The following is a 1,104-nucleotide window of genomic DNA, read 5'->3' as shown; positions in this document are numbered from 1 at the left end:
GCCCGAGCGCGAAGACCGTGGTGACCGCGCCCCGCGCTTTGCCGACCGCAACGAGCGCCCGGCGTTCGAAGAGCGCGGCCCGCGCCTCGGTGACGCCGCCTTCCGCGCCCAGCGCGAAGCCTTCGAGGCGGCCAACATGGCGCTCAAAAAGCTGCAGATGCAGGCGCACGGTGAAGTGCTGACGCACCTGCTCACGGCCTGGGAAAAGCGCGACCCGGCCCAGTTGCCGACGGTGCAGGATCTCGGCAAGCAGATCACGCCGGCCGTTCGCAATGCCTGGGTCGAGGCCGTCAGCAAGCCCTCCGGCAAAGATGCGTCGGAAGCCCTGCTGCGCCTGGAAATGGCCGCCGACGTGCCGACGCCCGCCGAACACATCAGCGCCCGCCGCATGCTGCAACTGCAACTGCTGACCAAACGCAATGCGCCCGCACCGGTCGAGACCTGGGGAGAGGACGCCGCCCGGGTGCTGGCCGGCAACTTTGAACCCGCCAACGCGCGCCGCGTGCAGAACGTGTTGAAGGTGCTGCTCAAGCGATGAGTGCTGGCGGGGTCTTGTCGAACACGTGCGTTGACGTCAGACGGTGTCCGTTCAACGTCATTCCTACGCCGTTCACCCTGACCCCGACTCCGTTCGCCCTGAGCCCGACTCCATTCGGGCTCAGCCCGTCTCCGTTCGCCCTGAGCCTGTCGAAGGGTTCCCGCACGCTCAGCCCGAACGGTCCAACCCCATCGGGCGAGACACCGGGTGAAGCGCGTGCCTGACTTGCCCCCACCTGCGGACGCGAACCCGTATTCGCTGGACAGACCCCAATCCGTCGGCGAGGAAATCGCCAACAGCATCAGCCACGGCGTGGCCTTGTTGCTGGCCCTGGCCGCAGCGCCGGTGCTGATCATCGGGGCGGTGCGGCGCGGCGATGCGGCCGATGTCGTCGGAGCCAGCATTTTTGCCGCCACCATGGTGATTCTGTACGCCACCTCGATGCTCTACCACGTCATGCCTTCGGGCGGAACCATGCGCGCCAAGCGCGTGTTCCAGGTGCTCGACCACAGCGCCATTTACCTGCTGATTGCCGGCACCTACACGCCGTTCACGCTCGGCGTGCT

1 protein-coding gene and 1 pseudogene are annotated in these 1,104 nt (G+C 67.2%); both read left to right on the top strand.

Going from position 1 to position 1,104, the window contains the following annotated elements; translation table 11 throughout:
• Positions 1-538, top strand: a pseudogene (locus B7X65_RS23845) (DUF349 domain-containing protein); the annotation flags it as partial.
• A 216-nt stretch (positions 539-754) separates the two neighbouring features.
• The coding region (locus B7X65_RS23840) for a hemolysin III family protein (protein WP_293596710.1) at positions 755-1,104 on the top strand (350 nt) is incomplete at its 3' end.

This window comes from Polaromonas sp. 39-63-25, assembly GCF_002278925.1.
Classification (GTDB): Bacteria; Pseudomonadota; Gammaproteobacteria; order Burkholderiales; family Burkholderiaceae_C; genus Polaromonas.
This window is presented reverse-complemented; position numbering and strand designations above follow the sequence as displayed.